This window comes from Geodermatophilus normandii (genome assembly GCF_003182485.1).
Lineage (GTDB): Bacteria > Actinomycetota > Actinomycetes > Mycobacteriales > Geodermatophilaceae > Geodermatophilus > Geodermatophilus normandii.
In genome coordinates this window covers 2682673-2702402 of record NZ_QGTX01000001.1, presented here as the reverse complement: position 1 = coordinate 2702402, position 19730 = coordinate 2682673, and the positions used below count along the sequence as shown (strand labels likewise).

At 71.0% G+C, this 19730-nt stretch carries 13 protein-coding genes; 9 read left to right on the top strand and 4 right to left on the bottom strand.

The window, feature by feature from the left end; genetic code table 11:
• Positions 1-39 precede the first annotated feature (39 nt).
• The gene (locus JD79_RS22655; protein ID WP_170149194.1) at positions 40-1257 is read right to left on the bottom strand and encodes an NUDIX domain-containing protein; all 1218 of its coding nucleotides are present in this window, start codon (positions 1255-1257) and stop codon (positions 40-42) included.
• A 183-nt stretch (positions 1258-1440) separates the two neighbouring features.
• Between JD79_RS22655 and JD79_RS13190 the strand changes: the two genes are divergently transcribed.
• From JD79_RS13190 to JD79_RS13170, 5 genes are all read left to right on the top strand, one after another.
• Complete coding sequence (locus JD79_RS13190; protein ID WP_110005892.1) at positions 1441-2295, top strand: ARPP-1 family domain-containing protein; 855 nt, start codon at positions 1441-1443, stop codon at positions 2293-2295.
• 1 nt (position 2296) lies between these two features.
• On the top strand, positions 2297-3715 hold the full coding sequence (locus tag JD79_RS13185; RefSeq protein WP_110005891.1) for an ADP-ribosylglycohydrolase family protein: 1419 nt from the start codon (positions 2297-2299) through the stop codon (positions 3713-3715).
• Positions 3712-4176, top strand: a complete 465-nt coding sequence (locus tag JD79_RS13180) for a hypothetical protein (RefSeq protein WP_110005890.1) — start codon at positions 3712-3714, stop codon at positions 4174-4176. The genes JD79_RS13185 and JD79_RS13180 overlap by 4 nt, the downstream gene beginning before the upstream one ends.
• Before the next feature lie 422 nt (positions 4177-4598).
• Positions 4599-5624: an HD domain-containing protein gene (locus tag JD79_RS23080; RefSeq protein WP_211307961.1), complete on the top strand. Its 1026-nt coding sequence runs from the start codon at positions 4599-4601 to the stop codon at positions 5622-5624.
• Between the two features lie 32 nt (positions 5625-5656).
• Positions 5657-6466 carry a hypothetical protein gene (locus tag JD79_RS13170; RefSeq protein WP_146220442.1) on the top strand — a complete coding sequence of 270 codons (810 nt, stop codon included), beginning with the start codon at positions 5657-5659 and terminating at the stop codon, positions 6464-6466.
• Between the two features lie 22 nt (positions 6467-6488).
• Here JD79_RS13170 and JD79_RS13165 read toward each other — a convergent pair whose 3' ends face one another.
• Complete coding sequence (locus tag JD79_RS13165; protein WP_146220441.1) at positions 6489-7265, bottom strand: LEM-3-like GIY-YIG domain-containing protein; 777 nt, start codon at positions 7263-7265, stop codon at positions 6489-6491.
• 169 nt (positions 7266-7434) lie between these two features.
• Here JD79_RS13165 and JD79_RS13160 point away from each other — a divergent pair, with 169 nt between their 5' ends.
• The 4 genes from JD79_RS13160 to JD79_RS13150 all read left to right on the top strand — a co-directional run bounded on the left by JD79_RS13160 (position 7435) and on the right by JD79_RS13150 (position 16967).
• Positions 7435-10515 (top strand): PD-(D/E)XK nuclease family protein, encoded by a 3081-nt coding sequence (locus JD79_RS13160; RefSeq protein ID WP_110005887.1) that lies wholly within the window; start codon positions 7435-7437, stop codon positions 10513-10515.
• Positions 10512-13751 carry a UvrD-helicase domain-containing protein gene (locus JD79_RS13155; protein WP_110005886.1) on the top strand — a complete coding sequence of 1080 codons (3240 nt, stop codon included), beginning with the start codon at positions 10512-10514 and terminating at the stop codon, positions 13749-13751. The genes JD79_RS13160 and JD79_RS13155 overlap by 4 nt, the downstream gene beginning before the upstream one ends.
• A 112-nt stretch (positions 13752-13863) precedes the next feature.
• A complete protein-coding gene (locus JD79_RS23075; RefSeq protein WP_211307960.1) occupies positions 13864-14622 on the top strand; it encodes a phospholipase D-like domain-containing protein in 759 nt (252 codons plus the stop codon).
• A gap of 2 nt (positions 14623-14624) precedes the next feature.
• Positions 14625-16967 (top strand): DUF3427 domain-containing protein, encoded by a 2343-nt coding sequence (locus tag JD79_RS13150; RefSeq protein ID WP_211307959.1) that lies wholly within the window; start codon positions 14625-14627, stop codon positions 16965-16967.
• A gap of 135 nt (positions 16968-17102) precedes the next feature.
• Here the strand turns inward: JD79_RS13150 and JD79_RS13145 are convergent, their stop codons facing one another.
• Positions 17103-17579 (bottom strand): DNA phosphorothioation-associated protein 4, encoded by a 477-nt coding sequence (locus JD79_RS13145; protein ID WP_170149193.1) that lies wholly within the window; start codon positions 17577-17579, stop codon positions 17103-17105.
• The gene (locus tag JD79_RS13140; protein ID WP_110005884.1) at positions 17572-19671 is read right to left on the bottom strand and encodes an AAA family ATPase; all 2100 of its coding nucleotides are present in this window, start codon (positions 19669-19671) and stop codon (positions 17572-17574) included. Before JD79_RS13140 ends, JD79_RS13145 begins: the two co-directional genes overlap by 8 nt.
• Positions 19672-19730: the final 59 nt, after the last annotated feature.

Below are 19730 nucleotides of genomic sequence, written 5' to 3'. Positions count from 1 at the left end.
ACACGGCGGGGAAGGCGTGACCGGTGTCGCGATCTGACGTCACCGGGGATCCCAGCCGGCTCGTGCACGTCCCCCTGCTCCGGACCCGCCGCTGCCCTTCGCGGTGCCGGCGGCCGAGCGGTCGAGCGCACGGTGCAGGTAGGACCGGGCCCGCCGACGGGTCGCCTTCTCCCCCAGAGCCGCGTCAGGCACGTGCACGTGCCACGACCGCGCCGAGACCTGCTCGACCCGGACCGCCGCGTCCTCCGCGCCGAAGGTCCGGGCGTCCGCGGGGTCAAGGACGATCGAGATGCGGTGGGCGTGGACGTAGGCCGCCACCGGCCGGTCCTCCGCGGGGTGCAGCGTCACGTAGCTGGGGCGGTCGGTGGCCACCAGGCGGGTGCGGGCCGCCAGCTTCGCGAGGAGGGTGCGCAGGGCAGGCCGCACGGAGTGCTTGTCCAGCAGGAGACCCCACTCCTCCGGTGACGGCGCCAGCCAGCGGGACGGCGTCCGGGTGGGGCGGGTGGGCCGCACTCCGACGAGCGCGATCTCGGACGCGACGTCCCCGGCCCGCCGGTAGAGCTGGGCGGGCGCTCCCATCACCCCACGGCCCTCCGTCGTTCCCTCGGTCCTGGTGATCAGGCCACCCTGGGTCATGTAGCGGCGGAAGGTGTCGATGGACGGCCGCTGCGTACCGGGATCCACCGGACCCGCGACCGCGGCGTGCAGGTCGTAGAGCTCCTTGATCGAGAAGTCGTCCCCGAGCAGGCGGGCGGGGTCGGGCCGCACCGCGTACTGCCGGCGGACGTGGTCGACGGCGGCGCGGACGATCGCCGGGTGGTCCACGAAGGTCAGCCCGCGCACGTCGTCGACCGGTTGCAGGCGGACCCGACCGTCGGCCAGGACCGGCTCCAGCCGGCTCCGCGGGACGACGGCGAGGTGTGCCACCGACAGGACCCAGCCGCGGGGGTCGCGTGCCGGCTCGTCGAAGACGCGCAACTGCTGGATGTGCACTCCACGGAGAGCGCCCTCGGCGAGCCCGACCTTGGCGGCCAGTGACCGCCGGACCGCCTGCTCCAACGTCTCCCCTCGGTGGAGGAACGTGCCGGGGAGCGCCCACTCGCCGTCGTCGTCGCGGTGGTGCTGCAGCACCTCGAGTCGACCGTCGACACGGTCGACGGTGAGGACGGCGGTGTCGACGGCGACCGACGGGCGCGGGTAGTCCTCGAGGGTCCGACCCGAGCTGTCGCGGTACACGGCGCGCTCCTCATCGACCATGGGTCCGACACTACGCTGTTCTGAGCTGAGTCGTGTACGGTGAGCCTGCACCACCACCGCCGGACAACCGCCAGGTCGAGTCAGCGCACTTCTGAGCAAATTATCAGACCCCCTCGCTAGCGTTCGACCCGTGAGCGCACCGCCCACCCGACTTTCCGCAGTTCTGAGCTACTGGAGGATGAGATGACGACTCTGCTAGACACGCGTCTGCACTGCGGTCAGGTCGAGAGGCGCGGCGCGCTCTCCATCGCGCCGCTGTTCAGCGACTTCCCGTCCACACCCCGCGGCTACGGAAGCGGCGCGGACGCGTCGGTCGAGGTGTCCGAGCTGCCCACGCCCACGGTGGACCGGCTGCTGATCCACAACCGTGGCCACCGGCCGGTGCTGCTCGCGGACGGCGAGCTCATGGAGGGCGGCGCCCAGCACCGCGTCCTCACCGAGACGCTGCTGGTCCCCGCAGGGCAGACGATCGCGGCGTCCAGCCGGTGCGTCGAGGCCCACCGCTGGCACACGCACCTCTCGAGGCACCAGCGGCGCGGCCGCCGCGCACCGTTGGCCGTGCACGCGGCGACCCTACGGGACCACGCTCAGGACGAGGTCTGGGCGCAGGTCCGCCGCTACGAGGCCGTCGCCGGCCCCTCGGCCACCGGGTCCCTGCCGGAGCGGATCGACCGGGTGGAGTCCGCGACGCGCGAGCTCGTCACCGGCCTCCGTCCTCTGGCCGGCCAGCGGGGCGTCGTCATCGGCATCGGCGGGCGCCCGGCGGCGCTGCACCTCTACGACAGCAGGACGACCCTCCTCGACAACTGGGACGCCCTGTTGCAGGCTGCGGCGCTCGACGCCCTCGGGGCGCCGCCCACCCGGATGCCCGCTGCGCACGCGCGGGGCCTCGCCGAACGGGTCGAGCGGACACCGCTGACCGAGGTCGCCACCCCTGGCCTGGGCCGCCGGCTGCAGGGCGGGTCGCGGGTGCGCGTCGACGCCCTGCACTGGAACGGCCGCACCGTCGCCCTGACCGCTCTCGTCCTGGAGGCCTGAGATGACCACTTCCCTGTCCCGCCGGCACCGCGTCGCCGGCGCCCTCGTCGGCTCGGCCGTCGGCGACGCTCTGGGCGCGCCGTTCGAGTTCGGCCGGCCCCTCGCCTTCTCCACGCGCTTCCCCACTCCCCGGCGCGGCGCCGAGACGGAGATGTGCGGTGGCGGTCCCCTCGGCTGGGAGCCGGGCGAGTTCACCGACGACACCCAGATGGCGCTGCTCGTCGCGACGTCCCTGGTCGACGAGGGCGGCCTCGACGAGGCCGACGTCTTCGACCGGTTCCGCCGGTGGGTGGCGGCCGGCCCGCCGGACGTCGGCGTCCAGACGAGCGCCGTCCTCCGGTCCGGCCTGCCGTGGGACGAGGCCGCGACGGCGCACTTCCACCGCACCGGACGAGCGGCCGGCAACGGCTCGCTCATGCGGACGACGCCGGCCGCCATCTGGTTCTCCCGCTCCGGCACCGAGGCCACCGTGGACGCCGCACGACGCATCTCGGCGCTGACGCACGGCGACCCGGCCGCCGGCGAGGGCTGCGCCGTCTTCCACGAGCTGATGCGCGTGGCGCTCGACGGCGGCGACCCGCTGGCCGCCGTCCCCGAGGCCCTCGAACTGGTCGACGTCCGGTACCGCGACAAGTGGGCCGCCGTCCTCGCGGAGGACTGGACGCCGAGGAAGGCGACCGAGGCCAACGGCGCCGTCTGGCCGACGCTCGGCCAGGCCCTGTGGGCCCTGCGACACGGCACGGACTTCGCCGAGGTCATGCGGCTGGTCATCGACCTCGGCGGGGACACCGACACCGTCGCCTGCGTCGCCGGCGGTCTGGCCGGGGCCGTGTACGGGATGGGTGGCATCCCCGCGCGCTGGTCGACGGTCGTGCACGGCACCGTGCCGGGGCACGGCGGGACGGTGTGGCGGCTGGCCGACCTCCAGCAGCTCGCCGCCGCGCTCGACGGCGGCCCACTGCGCGCGTACGACCCGGGCGCCACCGAGCGGCTCGGTCCGGTCGAGGTCGTGGACGGCATCTGGGCCGCCGACCTCGACGGTGCCCGGTACAGCGAGGAGGACTTCGCCGTCGTCTCGCTCTGCCGGCTCGGCGAGCCGTTCCCGCACCGCGTGAGCCGGATGGTCTACCTGGCCGACAACGACGACAACCCGGGTCTGGACGACGTGCTGGCCGACGTCCTCGACGACATGGCTGCGCTGCGGGAGGAGGGCCACCGCGTGCTCGTCCACTGCCACGGCGGGGCGTCGCGCACCGGCCTCGTCCTGCGTGCCTGGCTCGTCCGCCAGAAGGGGATGGACGTCGAGGAGGCCACCGCGTTCGTCCGTGACCGCTGGCCGCACCTCGGCACGTGGAACCACAGCTTCACGGCCGCGCTGCACCGGCTGGCGGACCGCCGTATCGACGAGGAGGACGTGTGAGCACGCTGGAGGAGCACCTCGACGACCTGGCCCCGGCGCCGGCGATCAGGACGCTCGCGACCACGCTGGCCGCGGAGACGGCCGTCGAGTCCGACCGGCAGGAGCAGTACGTCAGCCTCCGCCCCTCCATGGAGGGCGCCGTGGCGGTCTACCTGCACAGGACGTGGGTGTCGATCGCCGTCGAGCCCGACGAGGCGGCCGCGGTCGCGGCGCGGCTGCCCGAGGCGACCGTCCACCCGAAGACACCGGCGACCACCTACCTGCACCTCACGGCCGAGGCCCTGGCCGGCGCGCCAGACGCCGCCCTGTCCGTCGCCCGGGAGGCGGTCGCCTGGCGCGCCGCCGGTCCGCGATCGAGTGTCGGCACCGGCTCGGCGAAGAAGGTCGCCCAGCCGGTCGCGACCTGCCCGTCGCACTGGATGGCGCTCCTCCCGAGCGGCGCGTGCCCGGTGTGCGGATGACCGCCGTGGACATCGCCGCGGTCCGCGACCGCGCCGTCCGGGTCCTCCGTTCAGCGCAGTCGGACGCGGTGGCGCTGGCCCGTCCTGCGGAGCAGGCGTCCGTCGCCGCCGGGGACTTAGCCGTCGCCTGCGAGATGTGGCAGGGCGGTCGGGGCGGCGGGTCGTCGCGACTCCGGGGTGCCGCGGGTCCTGACCGGCGTCCGGCATTACTCCTCCGCTCCGTCCATCAGTGCTCAGGAGAAGCAGGCGCGGGCGTCGCTCACCGATCTGCCTGCAAGCATCGCGCTGCTCCGCGCGGTGAACGCGGCCGACTCGGACGCCGACGGGTGGAACGCCCGGGTCGGACTGCGGGCCCGCGGCATCGCCGGCTTCCCGCCGTCCCCGCGTGGACGGCGTCCAGGGTGAAGGTCGAGGAGGAGCTGATGACAGGCGGGCAGTACCGGGTCCGCGGGCAGGAGCAGCGCGGGGAGACGACGCACGTCCGCCTGCGCTGGATCGACGCGAGCGGGGAGGGGGTGGGCTCCGATGAGCTGCTCCTGGCCGTGCTGGGCGCCGTTCCAGGTGTGGTGGGCAGCTCGCTAACCCGGTCGGCCGACACGGAGACGCTCGAGCTGCGGCTCGGTGCGGAGGACTCGGCGACGGTCACCCGCGCGCGGGACGCGGGCGAGGTGCGGGTCGTGCGCTACTGGCCGCTGGCCTCGGGATGGGGCGCCAGGGGCGACGACCCCGACAACCAGTGGGGCCGCCGCCCGGGCGGCCTCGCGGACGACGACGGAACGGGCGACGGTCGAGGCGCCCGTCGCCGCCATCATGAGAGGACAGGACGGATGACGACGCTCGAGGACCGCAAGACGGTGGGCAGCGGCCCGCTGTCGACCCGCTACGACGACGCCTTCGCGTATGCGGCGGAGCACCACCGGAAGCAGCTGCGCAAGGGCTCACAGGTGCCCTACCTGACGCACCTGATGAGCGTCAGCGCGTTGGTGCTCGAGCACGGCGGCAGCGAGGACCAGGCGATCGCCGGGCTGCTGCACGACGCCGTCGAGGACGCGCCGGCCGGCACCGGCGGGGAGGTCCTGGCCGAAATCCGGTTGCGCTTCGGCGACGATGTCGCGGACATCGTGCGGGCGTGCTCGGACGGGCTGGACGCCGACGGCAACCGTAGCGGGACATGGCGGGAGCGGAAGGAGGCATACGTCTCCGGGCTGGGCGACAAGCCCCTCGACGCCCTGCTGGTGACCGCAGCGGACAAGACGCACAACGGGCTCTGCATCGCCGCGGACGTCCGCCGGTACGGGCAGGCCTTCTGGTCGACGTTCAACGCGAGCCGCGAGGAGCTGCTCTGGTATTACACGAGCGTCGAGCGGGCGGTTGTGGAGCGGCTACCGGACTCCTCGATCGCCGCGGCACTCCAGCGGGCAGTTGACGACTTGCGATCCGCCGCCTGACCGCTGCAGATCAGACGAGCCGAGGTGTGGGGATGAGCGATTCGATCTGGAGGCCAGATCCTGTCTCGGAACAGTTGATCGGTGACAGCGGCCCGTGGACATGGGCCCTGCCGACACTGGTCCAGGCTGTGAACGACCCGCGCGGGCCGTGGTCTCCTCCCACAGCCCCCTGGAAGTCAGGAACGCGATCGGACGGAGTCCCCATCGATCCGATTGCCTTCTGGGCACCGTTGACGACGCTCACCTGGGGCATGCTCGGCTGGGTACGACCGGACCTCGGCGTACAGCGGTGGATCGCCGCTGGGCGTCCCACGGACACTCCGCAGTTGTCGGTTCTCGACCGGTGGTGGGGTGACGACGCGCTCGCGCTGGTTTCGTGGGCTCAGACCTCCCACTCCCTCGACAAGTACAGCCGGCTAATTCATGAGCGAACGGGAACGGGCGCAGTCGCCACGCCGGTGGTCACTGCGGTGCGGGCCCGACCCGAGTGGCGCTCGATGCTGGACGGCGGGGATGCACTGCACCTCGGCCACGTCCTCGAGCACCTTCTGGGTATCGAGGCCGCAGACGGGGGCCACCCGCAGCTCGGTCGACTGGTCCACGACTTACCGACCGGCACCGATCGAGACGCGCATCTCGTCCTCGACACCTATTGCGGGTGGTACGGAACGCTCGCGCGCCTGGGCGCCGGCTTGCCGTCACGACCTGACGGACGGTCATGGCAGGTGCACGTCACCGTGAAGCCGCTCGGGTATCTGGGGACCTATCGACGCTCGAGGAAGACCGGAAGGTGGTTCGCCGGCAGGCATCAGCACCACATTCTCGGCTGCTCGGTCTTCTAGTGAACTCGGTGCCTGCGCAAGCTCAGCAGTTCAGGTATCGCACCGAGTTCTGAGCACCCTTCGCGAAGTAGCGCGTCACGTCGGTGCCGAGGACGCCGTTCGCGAAGTCGCCGTGGACCGACGTCGGTGATCCGAGGAAGCCCCAGCGCGCCTTCCCGGCCCCGTCGGTGTAGCCGCGATCGCCCAGCTGCTGTGCGCGCCACCTCTCAGGGCGGTAGATCGCACGGACGACTCCGCGCGAGACGCTGAGGACGTAATCTGCCGACGCGGCACGGTTGGGGTTGAGCACCCACCAGCCGTGGGTGACCTCGAAGAGGTCCTCGTCGCTCATACCGGGATACCAGAGCTGCGTGGGCCTGATCAGCAGGACCGGCTCGGTGATGTCAGGCGCGGGGGGCGCCTCGAAGACGGAGACGGCGTCCGCAGTGGACATCCATCCACGCGCCTCGACGTGATGACCGGAGACGATGTTGGTCAACTCGGCACGGGGCTGGGCGTCGAGGAGCTGGATCGCCACGGCCTCGACCTCGTACGCCTCGCGGCTCGTCATCCCGAAGCGGAGGATCTCCGTCCGCACCGTCAGGCCCTCGTGGTGGATGGCCCGGATGCGGTCGAGCTTGAGCGACACCTGCGTCTCTGCGTCCTCGGCCAGCGCTGCATGCGCATGGTCGAACACGCGGTTGTCGACGCCCTTACCCACGTAGAAGACGACGTCGTCCCGTGGGTCGCGCAGAACGTAGACATACGACTGCAGCTGCTCTGACACGTACGGCGAGAACTGACCGGACACCTGTGACACCGACCCTGCCTCCTCGACACAGTGACGACGCCGGACGATGCCACGGGCGGGAGCCACGGGACGGACGTGTCACCTGAGCATGACGCTTCCGGGTGACCGTGGCCGAAGTGCCCCTCAGGTCCCTTGAGCGTTGTTACGGTCCCGCGCGGTCTCACACCACGGGGGATGAATGACCGCGTACGGCCGCGCTGCGCTCGAGGAGCTCCGGGACGTCGTCCGGGACTTAAAGGCGGGCGATCCACTCGCCCCGGTCACCGTGCTGATGCCCAACAACATCGCCGGGATCGTCGCCCGCCGCTTCGTGGCACAGGGACTCGACGAGCACCACCGCGGCATCGCCGCTCTCTTCCCCACCACCGCCGTCCGGCTCGCCGAGCGCCTCGCCGCACCGGCGCTCCACCCGCGTCGGCCGGCCACCGCGCCGGTCGTGGCCGCAGCCTGGCGAATGGCGTTGAAGGACGGCGGCGTCTTCGCGCCCGTGGCGGACCACCCGGCCACCGTGCAGGCGCTCGTCCGCGCCGGCCAGGAACTGCGTGACCTCGACGACGACGGCCTCGACGCCGTCGCCCGGTCCTTCTCCCTCGGACCCGACCTGGTCCGGCTGCACCGCGACGTGCGCGCTGCCCTCGCCCCGTCCTGGTACGACGAGACCGACCTCCTCCGCACTGCCGCCCGCATCTGTCTCGAGCGACCGGAACGGGCCGCCGAGGCGGGAGCCGTCGTCCTGTACCTCCCCCAGTCCCTGACCCGGTCCGAGGCGGAGTTCATCCGGGCGCTGGCCGGGTCCGCTCCGCTGCACACCGTCGTCGCTTTGACCGGCGACGACAAGGCGGACGCCGCCGTGCACCGCTCACTCGACCGCATCGGCGTCGCGGCCCCGGCAGCACCTCAGGCCCCCGTGGCCAGCCGCGTGCTGACCGCCTCGGACGCCGACGACGAGGTGCGCTGCGTCGTCCGCGAGGTCGTCGGCAAGCTGCGGACCACAAGGGCCCACCGGGTCGCCGTCCTGTACACCGCCGCCGACCCCTACGCCCGCCTGCTCCACGAGCACCTCGCTGCCGCGGGGATCACGGTGAACGGCCCGGGCACTCGCCCCGTGCACGAGCGCTCCATCGCCCGGGCGTTCCTCGAACTGCTGGACCTGGCCAAGGACGAGGTCCCCCGTGCCGACCTCTTCCGGGCCCTGGCGGCAGCACCGATGCGGACACCGGGAGGGACACGCGTCCCCGTGTCCCGCTGGGAGCGCATCTCCCGCTCGGCCGGCGTCGTGCAGGGCACCGACTGGGACGAGCGGCTGAGGCGCTACATCGAGGACGAGCGGCACCGTCTCGTCGCCGCGCGAGCCGGCGACGCGCCTCCCGGTGTCCTCGACGGCATCAGCGCGCACATCGCCGACGCCGAGGCGCTGCGGGCCTTCGCGGCACACCTCCGCGGCGAACTGCACCGGGGTTTTCGGCTCGTCAGCTGGCGTGACCTCAGCGGCTGGGCACTCGAGCTTCTCCACGCGCTCATCGGCGAGCCCGACGAGTTGACGGCGCTGCCCCGGGAGGAGCAGTACGCCGCCGCCGCGCTCGAGCGGTCGCTGCGCGGCCTCGAGCCGCTCGACGGCTTCGGCACTGCGGCCGGTCTCACTGCTCTGCGCGAGACGCTCGGCAGCGAGCTCGAGGGCGCCCTTCCCCGGGCGGGGCGCTTCGGCGACGGCGTCCTCGTCGCACCCGTGTCCGCGGCCGTCGGGCTCGACCTCGATGCCGTCTTCGTGGTCGGCCTGGCTGAGGGCGTCTTCCCCGGCCGACTGCGGGAGGACCCCCTGCTCCCTGAGCGGGCCCGCGAGGCATCCGCCGGCCAACTCCTCGGATCGCGCGAACGCGTCGACAGCAGCCGCCGTCACCTGCTCGCCGCCTTCGCCGCCGCGCCCGAGGTGGTCGCCTCCTTCCCGCGCGGCGACCTCCGGACCAAGGGCCGGCACCTGCCCAGTCGGTGGCTGCTGCCCTCGCTGCGCGTCCTGTCGGGCGAGCCGGGGTTGGCGGCCACCGAGTGGGAGTCCACCCGGATCGACGGGCTCACGACGTCGCCGTCCTTCGCCGGCTCGCTGCTGTCGACGGGGAGCCCCGCCTGCGAGCAGGAGTGGCGCACCCAGGCGGCCTCGGCCGGCGTGGTGCTCGACGACGCCGTCGTCGACGCCGCGCAGGACGTCCTCACCAACCGGGGCAGTGGCCGGTTCACCCGCTTCGACGGCGACCTGACGCACGTGGCCGACGGCCTCCCGGACTTCGCCGACGGCGTCCGGTCGGTCGCGCCGACGGCCCTGGAGCAGTACGTCGACTGCCCGCACTCCTACTTCATCCGCCGGCTGCTGCGCATCGAGCCGGTCGAGCAGCCCGAGGACCTCCTCGACATCAGCCCGGCAGACCTCGGCACGCTCATGCACGAGGCGTTCGACGGCCTCGTCAAGGAGTACGAGGGCCGGCTGCCCGGCCACGGCGAGCCGTGGAGCGACGAGCAGCGCCAGCGGCTCGCCGGGATCGCCGCCGACCTGGCCGAACGCTTCACCGCCGAGGGGCGGACCGGCCACCCGCGGCTGTGGCAGCGCACGCTGGCCCGCATCCAGGCGGACCTGCAGGCGATGCTCGCCGCGGACGACGTCTGGCGCGCCGAGCACCGGGCGCGCGTGGTCACCAGCGAGCTGCACTTTGGCGTCGACGGGACCGCGCCCGTGGCGATCCGGCTGCCGGACGGCAGGACCGTGCTCATGCGCGGCTCGGCCGACAAGGTGGACGTCGGCGAGGACGGCACGCTCTTCGTCACCGACATCAAGAGCGGGAGCAGCAAGAGATTCACCGGCCTCGGCCCGGACGACCCCCTGTTGGGCGGCAGCAAGCTGCAGCTCCCCGTCTACGCACACGCCGCCCGCGCAGCGCACGGCGACGAGGACACCGTCGTCGAGGCCGCGTACTGGTTCGTCGGCCGGCACAAGGACCGGATGGCCGTCCCCCTCAGCGACGACGTCGAGCAGCTCTACGCCGAGACGGTGCAGACGATCGTCTCCGGCATCCGGTCCGGGCTCTTCCCCGCCCGGCCGCCCAGGGACGCCGACGTCACGTACGTCCAGTGCCGGTACTGCAACTCCGATGGCATCGGCTACGGCACGGGCCGCGCGCGCTGGGAGAGCATCCGACACGACCCCCGGCTCAGTGCGCTGGTCGCCCTGGTTAAACCGCTGCCTTCCACCGACGACGGAGCCGACGCGTGAGCACTCCCCTGCCGGACGACGAGGCGCGCCGCGCCATCCGCGAGGACACCGACCGGACGCTCTTCGTCGAGGCCGGCGCCGGATCGGGCAAGACCAAGAGCCTGGTTGACCGGATCACGCAGCTCGTCTTGCACGACGGCGTCTCCATGGGGGCGATCGCCGCGGTGACGTTCACCGAGAAGGCCGGCGCCGAGCTCCGTGACCGGCTCCGCGCCGCCTTGGAGCGGGCCGTGCGGAAAGGCGATGAGCGCGAGCGGGCCGAGCAGGCGCTCGACGACCTCGACGGCGCGGCGATCGGCACCCTGCACTCCTTCGCCCAGCGGATCCTCGGCGAGCATCCGATCGAGGCCGGGCTCCCGCCGCTCATCGAGGTCGCCGACGAGCTCAGCTCGGCCGTGGCCTTCGAGGAACGGTGGGCCGAGCAGCGTCGCCGCCTGCTCGACGACGACACCGTCGCCGAGCCGCTGCTACTGGCGATGGCCGCCGGGGTGACACTCGACCACCTGCGGTCGCTGGCGAAGCTCTTCACGGCCGACTGGGACCTCGTCCAGGAGCGCGTGCTCGCTGGAGACGCTCCCTCACCCGCCGAGCTGCGCGGTCTCGAGGACATGGTCGCCCGCGCCGCCGAGCTGGCCGCTCGGGCCGACGAGTGCGCCGACGACGCCGACAAGTTCCTCCCCCACCTGCGGGGCCTCGGCGCCTGGGGCGAGCGGTTGGGGACGGCCGCCACGTTCGAGGCGCGGCTCGAAATCCTCCGGGAGGCCGCCGGCCTCAAGCTCAGCTTCGGGCAGGCCGGCAACTGGGGCGGCAAAGTGGCCTTCACCGAGCTGAAGGACGGCTGTAAGGAGCTGCTCGCGGACGCCGCCGAGCTGGTCACCGAGGTCGTGGAGGTGACTCTGCGGCTGCTGAGCCGGTGGATCGCCGCCGGGGTCATCGAGGCCGCCGACCGCCGGCGCGCCGAGGGGCGGCTGGAGTTCCACGACCTGCTCGTCCTCTCCCGGGACCTCCTCCGCCGCGATGCGGACGTCCGGGCGGCACTCGGGTCCCGCTACCAGCGGCTGCTGCTCGACGAGTTCCAGGACACCGACCCGATCCAGATTGAGCTCGCGGTGCGGATCGCCGGTGGCGCCGGGGCCGTGGAGGACCGCTGGGAGGACGTCGTCGTCCCGCCGGGCTCGCTGTTCGTCGTCGGCGACCCCAAGCAGTCGATCTACCGGTTCCGGCGCGCCGACATCGCGATGTACCTGCGGGCGCAGGAGGTGCTCCGCGGCCGGGTCGACCTGACGACCAACTTCCGGACGGTCGAGCCCGTCGTCTCGTGGGTCAACGCCGTCTTCGGCCGACTGATCACCGCCGAGGAGGACGCGCAGCCGGCCTACACCCCACTCGACGCCCACCGCGAGCCGCAGGGCGAGGCGCCGGCGGTCGTGGTCCTCGGCGCCGAGGAGCACCCCGGCAAGGTCTCGGCCCAGGAGCTGAGGAGGCGCGAGGCAGCGGACGTCGCCGGGAGCATCCAGCGGGCGATCGCCGAGCAGTGGCCGGTCAAGGACTCGACCAGCGGCGAGTGGCGCGCCGCCCGGCTCGACGACGTCGCGGTCCTGGTGCCGTCGCGGACGTCGCTGGAGGCGCTCGAGGACGCCCTCGACGCCACCGGCATCCCGTACCGGGCCGAGGCGAGCTCCCTGGTGTACGAGGCGCAGGAGGTCCGTGACCTGCTGGCGGCCACCCGCGCCGTCGCCGACCCGAGTGACGCCTTCGCCCTCGTGACCGCACTGCGCTCGCCGCTGTTCGGCTGCGGCGACGACGACCTGTGGACCTGGAAGCGCGACGGCGGGTCGTTCCACCTGCTGGCCCCCGAGGACGCCGCCCGCGCGGACCACCCCGTGGCGCGGGCGCTGAGCTACCTGCGTCGGCTGCACCACCGATCCCGGTGGATGGCGCCCAGCGAGGTGCTCACCGCGCTGGTCACGGACCGGCGGATGCTCGAGGTGGCAGCGCCCGGGCCGCGCGCCCGCGACCAGTGGCGCCGGCTCCGCTTCGTCGTCGACCAGGCGCGGGCGTGGTCGGAGTCGGAGCACGGCGGGCTGCGCGCCTACCTGACCTGGGCCGCGCAGCAGGGCGAGGAGTCCTCGCGCGTGGTCGAGGCGGCGCTGCCCGAGACTGACGCCAGCGCGGTGCGGGTGATGACGATCCACGCGGCCAAGGGCCTCGAGTTCCCGATCGTCGTCATGAGCGGCATGACGGCGGCGCCGCGGCGCGGTTCTGGCGTCCGGGTGCTGTGGCCGGCCGCGGGCGGATACGCGGTGTCGCTCCGCAAGGACGTGACGACCGGTGACTTCGCCGCCGCGGCGCCGGTGGACGAGCAGATGGACGACCGGGAGCGGCGCCGTCTGCTGTACGTGGCGGCGACCCGGGCACGCGACCACCTGGTCGTGTCGCTGCACCGGTGCGACGGCTACAAGACCCAGTCGGCCGCACGCCTCCTCACCAACGAGGGGCGAGCGGTCGAGGGAGCGGGGACATGGTCGGTCGCTCAATTGCTCGACGGCCACCGCGTGCGCGTCCCGGCCTCAGCGCCCAGGACGCCGCAGGACTACGAGGAGTGGCTCGCCGGGCTCAACGAGGTCCGGGTGGCCAGTGCGCTCACGTCGGCCGTGTCGGCGTCGGGGCTCGAGGGAACGGAGCCGGAGGTCGCCCTCGCAGCGGAGGCGGAACCGCCGGGTCGCGCCAAGGGACCGGTCAACGTCGAGCTGCCGGCGTGGTCGAAGGGCCGGTACGGGACGGCGATCGGGCGGGCAGTCCACGGGGTGCTGCAGTCGGTCGACCTGGCCACCGGTACCGGGCTCGAGGACGCGGTGGCCGCCCAGTGCGTCGCCGAGGGCGTCGAGAGTCACGCCGACGTGGTGACGGCGCTGGTGCATTCAGCGCTGTCCACGGACGTCGTCCAGCGCGCAGCCGTGCGGGAGCACTGGCGGGAGATGTACGTCGGCACGGTGCAGGACGACGGGACGGTGCTCGAGGGCTACGTCGACCTCGTCTACCGCGAGGACGACGGCTCGCTGGTGGTGGTCGACTACAAGACCGACGCCATACCGGCCGAGGCCATCGCCGCGCGCGCCCAGTACTACCGCCCCCAGCTCAAGGCCTACGCGTCCATGATCGAGGACGCGGTCGCGTCCACCCGCGTTGGTACGCGGATCGCCTTCCTACACCCCCGGACAGCCGTCGTGGTGTAGCCGGCGACGACTCTTGGGGTTGAGCGCGGCCACATTGGTTGATGCGGTGAGACGTGACGTCCTCACCGGTGGCTTAACCAGCTGACGGTCCCGTTCCGGTTACCGTGCGTCCGTGGGAGACCTGACGCCCGGCGTCTACGAGCACCTGCTGACGAATGAACTGCACGGTCGACTGGCCGGGACGGACGCCGACCTCGTCTCCCTCGGTGAGCTCGACCCCGTCGACGCGCACGAGGCGCTGACCCGCCACATCACCGAGCTGGCATCGCGAGCCCTGCGCATCGCCGGCGGCAGCGACCGGGCCGCGGTCGGCCGCCAGGTCGCGTTGGCCAACGACATGGTCAAGGCCATCACCGCACTGGCTCCGGACGCGGCCGCCCCCGAGGACGCCGTCGTCGAGCCACCGCGGACGCTCCTGGCCGTCGCCCAGCCCTCCCCCACGCCCGGCCCGGCGACCTTCCCGGAGCGACCGGCCGTCCCGATGTCCACCAGCGCCCTGCTGGTCAACGGTCGCGGTCAGCCGCGCATCGGCTTCGAGGTCGCCCGCGAGCTGGCCTCCGCGGACTCCGTCGACCTGTTGTGCGCCTTCATCAAGTGGCAGGGTCTGCGGGTCATCGAGAAGCAGCTCACCCAGCTGCGCGAGCGCGGCGGCCGGCTGCGCGTCATCACCACCACGTACATGGGCGCCACCGACCAGCGCGCCCTCGACCGCCTGGTCGAGCTGGGCGCCGAGGTGAAGGTCTCCTATGAGACTCGGACGACCCGGCTGCACGCCAAGGCCTGGCTCTTCCGCCGCGCCACCGGGCTGTCGACGGCGTACGTCGGCTCGTCGAACCTCTCCCGCACCGCCCTGACCGACGGCCTCGAGTGAACGTGCGGCTGTCCAACGTCGAGCAGGCGCACCTGCTCACCACGTTCGCCGAGACCTTCGACAGCTACTGGCTCGACCCGTCGTTCGAGACCTACGAGCCGCACCGCGACGGCGACCGGCTCCGCGAGGCACTGGCCGCGGAGCGCGGTGGCCCGTCGGATCTCCCCATCGAGATCACGACCCTCGACGTCCGCCCGTTCGGCTACCAGCAGGAGATCCTCGAGGCACTCGACGCCGAGCGGACCGTCCACAACCGCTGGCGCAACCTCGTCGTGATGGCGACCGGAACCGGCAAGACGGTCGTCTCCGCGCTGGACTACCGGCGCCTGCGCGACAGCGGCATGGTCGATCGCCTCCTGTTCGTCGCCCACCGCGAGGAGCTGCTGACCCAGAGCCTGTCGACGTTCCGGCACGTCCTGCGCCAGGGGGACTTCGGCGAGCTGTTCGTGGGCGGCCAACGGCCCGGCGAGTGGCGGCACGTGTTCGGTTCCGTCCAGTCGCTCAACCAGCTCAACCTCGACGAGCTCGATCCCACGCATTTCGACGTAGTCATCGTCGACGAGTTCCACCACGCGGAGGCGGCCACCTATCGGCGGCTGCTCGAGCACCTCAAGCCGACCGTCCTACTTGGGCTGACGGCGACGCCCGAGCGCACAGACGGCGCCGACGTCCGCACCTGGTTCGACGGACGCACCGCCGTCGAGCTGCGGCTGTGGGAGGCACTCGAGCAGAACCTCCTCGCTCCGTTCCAGTACTTCGGCATTCACGACGACGTCGCGCTTGACCAACTGCGGTGGAAGCGCGGCCGCGGTTACGACACCACCGAGCTGACTAACGTCTACACCGGCGACGACCACCGCGTCCGGCTGGTGCTGCAGGCGGTGAAGGACAAGGTGGAGGACCCCGGCCGGATGCGCGCCCTCGGGTTCTGCGTGAGCGTCCAGCACGCGCAGTACATGGCCGACCGGTTCACCCGGGCCGGCATCCCGAGCCTCGCGGTGACGTCGACGTCGTCTCGAGAAGATCGGGCGGCGGCTCTGGCCGCGCTACGCGACCGGACGGTCAACGTCCTCTTCGCCGTCGACCTGTTCAACGAGGGCCTCGACATCCCGACTGTCGACACCGTGCTCTTCCTCCGCCCCACGGAGAGCGCCACGGTGTTCCTTCAGCAGTTGGGTCGCGGCCTGCGCCTGGCCGAGGACAAGGCCTGCCTGACCGTCCTGGACTTCATCGGCGCCCAGCACAAGCAGTTCCGCTTCGACCTGCGCTTCCGCGCGCTGACCGGCAGCTCGCGACGAGGCGTGCAGCGGGACGTCGAGCAGGGCTTCCCCACTCTCCCGACGGGGTGCCACATCGAGCTCGACCGTGTGGCGCAGCGGATCGTCCTCGACAACATCAAGCAGTCGCTGAGCGTGTCGTGGAAGGGGCTGGTCAGCGAGGCGAAGCGGGAGAAGTCGCCGTCGCTGGCTGACTTCCTCGAGGAGACGGGCGTTGAGCTCGAGGACCTCTACCGCGGCAACGGTCGCAGCTGGCTGGACCTGCAGCGCGCCGCCGGCTGGGTCGAGGACACTCCCGGCCCGGACGACGCCGCGCTCGGTGGGGCGCTCGGCCGCATGCTGCACGTCGACGACCTCGAGCGGTTGCGGTTCTTCCAGTCGACCACGCGGCCGGACGCCGCCCAGGCCAGCGCGCGACTGCGGCGGCTGGCCGCGATGCTGCACTTCTCGCTGTTCGGCTCGCGGACGCCGTTCAGCAGCATGGAGACCTCGCTCGCTCGACTGCTCGCCAACCGGGGCCGCGCCGATGAACTCGTCGACCTGAGCGACGTCCTGCACGAACGGATCCACCGGGTGGCTCGCCCGCTGAGCGAGGCCGGCGACAGACCGCTGCACCTCCATGCGCGCTACAGCCGCGACGAGGCACTGGCGGCCTTTGGGCTCGAGGACCTCAACGGCACCTGGGGCTCCGGCGTGCGCTGGGTGCCGGGCGATCGCGCCGACGTCTTCTTCGTAACGCTGCAGAAGACGGAGGCGCACTTCTCCCCCACCACGATGTACGCCGACCACGCCATCACGCCGACGCTCTTCCAGTGGGAGTCGCAGAACGCGACGGCGGAGCGGTCCACGACAGGGCAGCGTTACATCACTCATCGGGAGATGGGCACGTCGGTGCACCTGTTCGTCCGCGAGTCCAAGACGGCGGACGGGACGCTCGGCACGCCGCCCTACCTGTACGCCGGGCCGATGACCTACGTGTCCCACACCGGCGAGCGCCCCATGCGCATCCTGTGGCAGCTGGACCACGCCCTGCCGGCCGACGTCTTCCACGCTGCCAAGGTGGCGTGACCACCACTGGTCGTCAGCCAGCTCCGCAATGTGCCTTCCGCACGGGTGGCGCCGAAGCCCTTCGTCGCAGCGACGTACGTGCGTCGGGCGGCCACATGGCTCGACATGTGACCGCCCGACGAACTCGACCTGAGACTACAAACCGAGCGCCCTGCCTAGGTCCCTCAGGTCTGGCCCATCGGTCGCATCCACATGGTGGTCGTCCAGCGCCTCCCGCAACAGCTCGTACACAGCTTCGGCACCCGAAAGAGCCTTCACACCCATCAGCTCGCTGATGACCTCGAGTCCCCCGTTCGCGTAGGACTCGAATGTCCTCACGCGTTCCGGCAATCGGCTGGGGGCGAGGATGTCCACATCGCCGGAGTCCTCGAAGGCCAGTACGTCAACTAATTGCTCGGTTCCGAATCTGTTGATCATGGTGCCCCAATCGATGGGGCCGGCGTTGCCTTCGACCGGCTGCTTGCGACGGTGTCGCCAGCCCACAGCTGCGGCGAAGACGAGTGCGTCGCGGTACGTGCCGAAAGCTCCTCCGTCCTTGCTTCTGAGCAGCGTGTCGAGTAGTTCCGCCTTGTCGGCGGCTCGTCGCACCGAGGTCCCACCGATGTCAGACATGGACGCTCTCCGGAGCCTTGACCATGGTGAGCGAGGAGGTGTCAGCGACAGCACCTCGGTCCACCGACACGTACGGGTACTCCCGTCCATCCAAGGTGATCGATTCGCCTTGGACGTCAGAGCGGGACATGACAGACGTGATCAACCCGACTGCGCCAACCCTCTCCTCCAGCTGTGCCCGGACTTCGCCTGCCGACTGGGCCTTGGATAGGAACAGCACCACCTGTGGTGCCAGGTTCGGGAGGAGACGAGTCACCTCCCGGCGAAAGCTCTCATCGAGTGTTCCGAAGATGGCATCGGCGACGAAGGGGAAGATGCCGCCAGACGCGCTGACGAGTGGATTGGCCTGTGCCGCTTTGCGGGTCGCGTACGTGGCGCGAGCCTGGTCAGCCAATCCGCCCACAAACGACAAGGTGAGCACCTGAGCCTCACCTGTGCTCATCGCCTTCGGCACCCATTGTCCGTTGACTTCCTCCTGGAGGAGGAGCTCGAACGACTCGGAGAGTTGCGGGACCTGACGCTTCTTGACCACCTGGGAGAACACGCTCTTGATGCGTGAATCCAGCTCCTCACGCACGTCACGGGTCCTCAGCCCGCGCATCGTCTCGAGGGCGCGCCTGACGTCTTCCGTCGCCAGCACCCGACGTTGAGCTATGGCCGCTTCCTTGTTGGCGGCCTCCGCCATTCGTAGATCCACCTGCGCCTTTTGGAGGTCCGACTCAGCTGCCTTGAGATCGCGCTTGAGCTCCCCTGCTTGCTTCAACAGCTCATCGCGGTCCCGACCAGCGTGTGCCCGACGGGCCTCAAGGCCTCGGATGTCCTCCTCGTCCGCCTCACCGAGCTTGCGGGACAACTCACTGAGCTCCTGACGCACGGAGCTCATCGATGCCGTTCGTCGGGCAACCTCGGCATCCATGTCGTCCAGCTGTTTACGGAGCTCCGGTAGGTGGAATAGCGGCCACTCGGCAACCTTTGCCCCAAGCGCAGTCCAGGCCTCCTCCAGTTCGGGCTTGCCGGCCTTCGACCGCCACGACTCCAGCTTCCTTCGTGCCGGACCGTCCGCGCTGACGTCTGTTCCACACACGCATTCGCCGTGTTCGAGGATGTCGTCGATGAACTGCGTCTTCACAGGCCGTGGAATCTCGCGCTTCTCGCGCATCTCCTGGTACTTGGCGCACACGTGCTCCCCTGCCTCCGCCACGAAGGGGAGGAAGCCACGCTGTCCGATCAGATCCAGCCTGCGCGCCAGAGCAGATTTACGCCTCTCCTCATCTGCGGTGTACTGAGCAGTCAGCCTGTCCCGATCCTGTTGAAGGCGCCGCGACCCCTCGAGTTCACGCAATCGCTCGTCAAGACGTGAGATCTCCTCGCCCGCATGCCGAGCCTTCATCTCGTTCGTCCGCTGCTGCTCCTGCACCCGCTCCAAGCGCCCCTGCGCGTCCTCCAGGCGGTTCAGGATCTGCGCCTCTTGCGCGTTGCCCAACTTTCGGTAGGCAGCGCTCAGACGCTTTTCAACATCCTTGAGATGAGCCACCCCTCGCTCGATGATCTCGATACCGAGGATCGTCTTGATGGCGGTCTCGATGTCCACAAACGCGTCCGCACTGAGTAGGTGCTCGAAGCGCTCGCCGTTGAGGAAGAAGAAATGGTGCAACCGCTTGGGTAGCACCGTATCCACGAAGTCGTTCGGGTTGTTCACGTCGATCGCCCCGTCGATGGAACGTCGAACGAGATGAGCCTGCACCACCGGCTTCTGCACCGCATCGCTGCTGATCTTCGCGACTCGAGCTGTTCGAGTGAGGGTGAAGTGGTCACCTTCATGCTCGAAGTCGAGGCCCACCACAGCCGATTCGGTCTGCCCGACAGGCATTCCGTTCCACAAGGAGTCACTCAGCAGGCGGTCCGGGTACATGAAGTCGCGACTGAGTTCACCATAGAGACACCAGGTGAAGGCGTTGAGCAATGTGGTCTTGCCAGCACCATTGGCTCCGTACACTACGGTTACATTCCGGGACCCATCCGGCGCTAACGCCAGGACGTGCTGGCCCTCGAATTGACGAAAGTTGCGCATCCGCAGTTCAATGAGCCTCACTGGATTGCCCTCTCGATTGCGCTCTGCAGTTCGCCCGCGATGCCGTGCGGTCGCCCTAA